Here is a 5,114-nt window from a genome sequence, read left to right as displayed (position 1 = left end):
GCGCGGGACGGGCCGGTTGCGGGGCAGGGTGAGCGGCCGGGTGGGCCGCCGGTGGCGCCGGGTGCGCCGGGTGCGGGTTGTTCGGCACGGCCCAGGGCGCGGTGTACGGCAGCGTCGGCGTCGGTGGCGGCAGCTCCGGGGCGTGCAGCTCCCAGCCGGTGGTGTCCACCCCCGCCCACGGGTCGACAGGCGTGGCGTGTTCCGGCGACGCGAGCGGCGGCACCGGGGTGGGCTCGGCGGACTCGCCCCAGGCGGGCCGGCGTGCCGGCGGTGGCGGGACGGCTGCGGAACCGCTCCAGCGGGGCGCCTCGGCCCGGGTCGGGTTCGGGGCGTTCTCCACGCGGGTCGGGTCCGGCGTGTTCCCGGCCCGGATGGAGGCCGGGACGTTCTCGACCTTGGTGGGATCCGGCGTGGTCGCGGCCCGGGGTGGCTGCGGCGCGACGTCGATGCGGGTCGGATCCGGCCGGCCCCCGGTACGCGGAGTGGGGACGGGCGTGGTGCGGCCGGGAACCGCTGCGGATCCCCGCGCCCGGGTCACCGGTACGGGCGGGGTGGCGTCGATGCCGGCCGGTGTTCCGGCGTCGGCGGTCGGGGCCTCGCTGTCTGTGGGCACGTCGCCCGCGTCGGCCGGCGTTCCGGCGTCGCCGGTGGGGGCGTCGGCGGTCGTCGTGCTCGCCGGTGGGTTCGGGCTCGTGCCGTCGAGCGCGGTGGTGTCGGCCGGGTCTGCCGGCTCGCCCGCCGGTTCGGCTCGTTGGCCCCGCCGTGCCGGTTCGGCCTGCTCGGACGGTTCGGGGCGGTCCTCCGGCAGCGCCCGCCCGTCCTGCCGCGCGGGTTCGGCCTGCTCCGACTGCTCGGCGGGGGCCGGCTGCGGGCCGGTGGTCGAGGCCGCCGGGCTGGGCGTGACCGGGACGTCGGGCGGGGAGGCGGGCGCCGCGCCGCCGGACGGCTGGTCACCGGGATCGGCGCGGTGCGGCTGCTCATCCGGCGCGACGGCGGACGGCGGGCGGTGGGGCGTACCGTCGTGCGGCCTGCTCTCGGCGGCGCCGGACGGCTGCTCGGCCGGAACGTCGGCATAGGTCGGGTCGTCGGCGCCCTCCGGCGTGGTGGACGGGGACGCCGGAGCCGAGGCGCCGGTGGCGTCCTCGGTGTCGGCGGCGGTCGCCGGCTCGGTGACGGACGGCATCTCGGCCCCGTCGGCCGGCCGGTCCGCCCCCGGCTGCGGCTGCGGCATCGCGGCTATCTCCTCTCGCGCCCGTTGCGAGGTTAGTACCGCCCCGCCACCCGGGACGAATCCCGCCCGCCCCGGGCCCCCACTCCGGTGATCAAGGAGTTCGTGTCCGGTGGGAGCGTGGGACAGTCCGCAAACTCCTTGATCAACGCGGTGGACACGGGCGCGGGCGCGGGAGAGGGCGGGGGCACCGCGTACGCTTGGGCATCATGAGTGCCCCGTCCACGACCCCGCGTCCCGCCGCCGCCAACTCGGTCTGGCCCCGGCTGGAGCCGTTGCTGCCGCAGGTGACCAAGCCCATCCAGTACGTGGGTGGAGAGCTGGGCGCGGTGGTGAAGGACTGGGACGCCGCGACCGTCCGGTGGGCGCTGATGTACCCGGACGCGTACGAGGTGGGCCTGCCCAACCAGGGCGTGCAGATCCTGTACGAGGTGCTCAACGAGCTGCCCGACGTGCTGGCCGAGCGGACGTACGCGGTCTGGCCGGACCTGGAGAAGCTGATGCGCGCCCACAGCGTGCCGCAGTTCACCGTCGACGCCCACCGCCCGGTGCGTGACTTCGACGTGTTCGGCGTCTCGTTCTCCACCGAGCTGGGCTACACCAACCTGCTCACCGCGATCGACCTGGCCGGCATCCCGATGCTCGCCGCCGACCGCACCGACGCCGACCCGGTGATCGTGGCCGGCGGGCACGCCGCGTTCAACCCGGAGCCGATAGCCGACTTCGTCGACGCCGCGGTGCTCGGCGACGGCGAGGAGGCGGTCCTGGAGATCACCGCCATCGTGCGGGAGTGGAAGGCGGAGGGCTCCCCGGGCGGCCGGGACGAGCTGCTGCTGCGGCTGGCGCGGACCGAGAGCGTCTACGTGCCGCGCTTCTACGACGTCGACTACCTGCCGGACGGCCGGATCCAGCGGGTCGTGCCGAACCGACCGGACGTGCCGTTCCGCGTGCACAAGCGCACGACCATGGACCTGGACGCCTGGCCGTACCCGAAGAAGCCCCTGGTGCCGCTCGCCGAGACGGTCCACGAGCGGTACGCGGTGGAGATCTTCCGGGGCTGCACCCGGGGCTGCCGGTTCTGCCAGGCCGGCATGATCACGCGCCCGGTGCGGGAGCGGTCGATCACCACCGTCGGCCAGATGGTCAAGGAAGGGCTGGAGTTCTCCGGCTTCCACGAGGTGGGCCTGCTGTCGCTGTCGTCGGCCGACCACTCCGAGATCGGCGACATGTGCTCCGGCCTGGCCGAGCAGTACGCCGGCACCAACGTCTCGCTGTCGCTGCCGTCGACCCGGGTGGACGCCTTCAACATCGACCTGGCCCAGGAGCTGTCCCGCAACGGCCGCCGGACCGGTCTGACCTTCGCCCCCGAGGGCGGGTCGGAGCGGATCCGCAAGGTGATCAACAAGATGGTGTCGAAGGAAGACCTCATCCGCACCGTGGTCACCGCGTACTCCAACGGCTGGCGGCAGGTGAAGCTCTACTTCATGTGCGGCCTGCCCACCGAGACCGACGAGGACGTCCTGGAGATCGCCGACATGGCGCACGAGGTGATCCGGGCCGGCCGCGCCGCCACCGGGTCCAAGGACATCCGCTGCACGGTCTCCATCGGCGGGTTCGTGCCGAAGCCGCACACCCCGTTCCAGTGGGCCTCGATGGAGCGGCCGGAGGTCATCGACGGCCGGCTCAAGCTGCTCAAGCAGGCGATCAACAGCGACCGGTCGCTGGGCCGGGCGATCGGCTTCCGCTACCACGACGGCGAGCCGTCGCTGATCGAGGGCCTGCTGTCCCGGGGCGACCGCCGGGTCGGCTCCGTGATCCGCAAGGTCTGGGAGAACGGCGGCCGCTTCGACGGCTGGAGCGAGCACTTCTCGTACCAGCGGTGGGTGGACGCCGCCGCCGAGGTGCTGCCCGCGTACGGCGTGGACCTCGACTGGTACACCACCCGCGAGCGCGAGGAACTGGAGGTCCTGCCCTGGGACCACCTCGACTCCGGCCTGGACAAGGACTGGCTCTGGCAGGACTGGCAGGACTCGCTGTCGGAGTACGAGCAGGACGACTGCCGCTGGACGCCCTGCTTCGACTGCGGTGTCTGCCCGTCCATGGACACCGAGATCCAGATCGGCCCGACCGGCCGCAAGCTGCTGCCGCTCACCCCGGTCAACGGGCTGAAGCTGCCCGCCGCCGCCCAGGGCTGAGCCCGCCCGTACGCACCGGAGCGCGGGAACCCGACCCGGGTGCCCGCGCTCCGTCGTCTCCGGTGACCGCCGCGGTACGCGGGGTGGGGGTGCCCCGACTGGTCCTTCCTCGATACGCTGCGTCCGTAATGGACCGGCCGCGCCGGTAGCGGGGAGGACAGGCAGCATGGGCATCAATCCGCCGGACACCGGCGATCTGCACGTCAGCGTCGAGGACCTGGATGCGGCGGCCGAGTACATCGAGCGCCTCAAGCAGTACGTCGAGGACACCATCTCCTGGGAGATGCAACGCATCAAGGAGGACATGAAGGGCGACAGCAACAGCCCGCAGATCATGCCCAACGGCACCCCGTTCGGCGCGTTCGCCGACGCCCGGTTGCAGTGGCAGGCGCTGGAACGCTCGACGGCCAACATGGAGGCCCACCTCAAGGGTCTCTCGGCCAAGCTGGCCGGCCTGAAGAAGGGCACCGAGGACATCGCCAAGGCGTTCCGCGACGCCGAGGAGCGCAACGCCGCGAACGGCAAGGACATCGAACGGCTGCTGGAGTCCGCGGCTCCGCCGCCCGGTGGCGCCGAGCCGCCCACCTACCCGTACCCGGCCTGAGAGAGGAGACGGTCATGGCTGGAGCCACCTGGGAACGCTGTGTCCGCGAGGTGACGCTGTCGGCGGATCCGTACACCGTCGGCGTGGTCGGCTCGGGGTGGAGCAACCTCTCCACCGCTCTGGGCCACCTGCGCGACTCCCTCGTCGGCCGGTCGTTCGTCGGTCCGATCGCGGCCGGCCAGGAGCGCCCGCACACCGGCGGCCTGCCCGGGATGCTCGCCGGCTGGAAGGGCAGCGGCGGCGACGCGTACCGCGAGCACCTGTCCGAGATCGGCAAGGACATCGAGGACCTCATCACGCACGCCAGCAACGTCAGTGGCGCGCTGTCGCGGATCGAGGGTGACATCCGCAAGACGGTGGCGAGCATCCCGATCCCGCTGATGGACAACTTCGGCTGGAACGAGTGGAGCCTGCCCGGCGGCACCGAGCTGGACGACGCCCGCGACGGGGAGAGCCAGTCCGGCTTCCTCGCCGCCCTGCGCAGCGACTACCAGGGCAACCAGTCCCTGTACGCCGACGGCGCGTTCCGCGACAAGGCCGACGACCTCGAAGCCACCATGAAGATCGACGGCAACGCCAGCGACCAGAAGCGTGGCGGCTGGTGGGACACCAAGTCGCACCTCGACAACTGGTACAACGACAACCAGAAGGCGGCCAACGCGGCGATGTCGCCGTTGCCGGCGGCGGTCGAGGCCGAGCGCCCCAAGCTGGCCGTACCCCAGCCCAAGAACGACTTCGGCGACGGCTACCGGGGCGACCCGCGTGTTCCCCCGTCGGGCGTACCCGGTGGTGGCCTGCCCGGTGGCGGCGCACCCGGCGGCGGTATGCCCGGCGGTGGCATGCCCGGCGGCGGCCCGATGCCGTCCATCGGCAGCACCGGCATCGGTGGCGGCACGCCCGGTGGTGGCTCGTACACGCCGCCCCCCGGTGGGCCCGGCGGCGGCCTGCCGGGCGGCGGCTCCTACACCCCGCCGACCACCGGGGGCATCCCCGAGCTCGGTGGCGCCCCCGGCTCGGGCACACCGGAGTACGGCAGCGGTCTGGCCGGCGCCGGCGGGCCCGGCACGCTCGGCCTGGGCGCCGGCGG

General features: G+C 73.4%; 3 protein-coding genes and 1 pseudogene. 3 read left to right on the top strand and 1 reads right to left on the bottom strand.

All coding sequences use genetic code 11. From position 1 onward, the window contains the following. Positions 1-1,231, bottom strand: a pseudogene (locus AC2CHG_RS29825) (hypothetical protein); the annotation flags it as partial. Positions 1,232-1,437: 206 nt separating this feature from the next. Here AC2CHG_RS29825 and AC2CHG_RS29820 point away from each other — a divergent pair. From AC2CHG_RS29820 to AC2CHG_RS29810, 3 genes are all read left to right on the top strand, one after another. Next, positions 1,438-3,423, top strand: coding sequence for a TIGR03960 family B12-binding radical SAM protein (locus tag AC2CHG_RS29820; protein WP_262015120.1), 1,986 nt, complete (start codon positions 1,438-1,440; stop codon positions 3,421-3,423). Positions 3,424-3,589: 166 nt separating this feature from the next. Further along, positions 3,590-4,027, top strand: a complete 438-nt coding sequence (locus AC2CHG_RS29815) for a hypothetical protein (protein ID WP_262015121.1) — start codon at positions 3,590-3,592, stop codon at positions 4,025-4,027. A gap of 14 nt (positions 4,028-4,041) precedes the next feature. Beyond that, a partial coding sequence (locus AC2CHG_RS29810; RefSeq protein WP_484526054.1) for a hypothetical protein occupies positions 4,042-5,114 on the top strand: 1,073 nt, incomplete at its 3' end.

This window comes from Micromonospora sp. ATLC20 (genome assembly GCF_057196585.1).
Note: the sequence above shows the minus strand (reverse complement) of the source record. Positions and strands in the feature narration are given on the sequence as shown.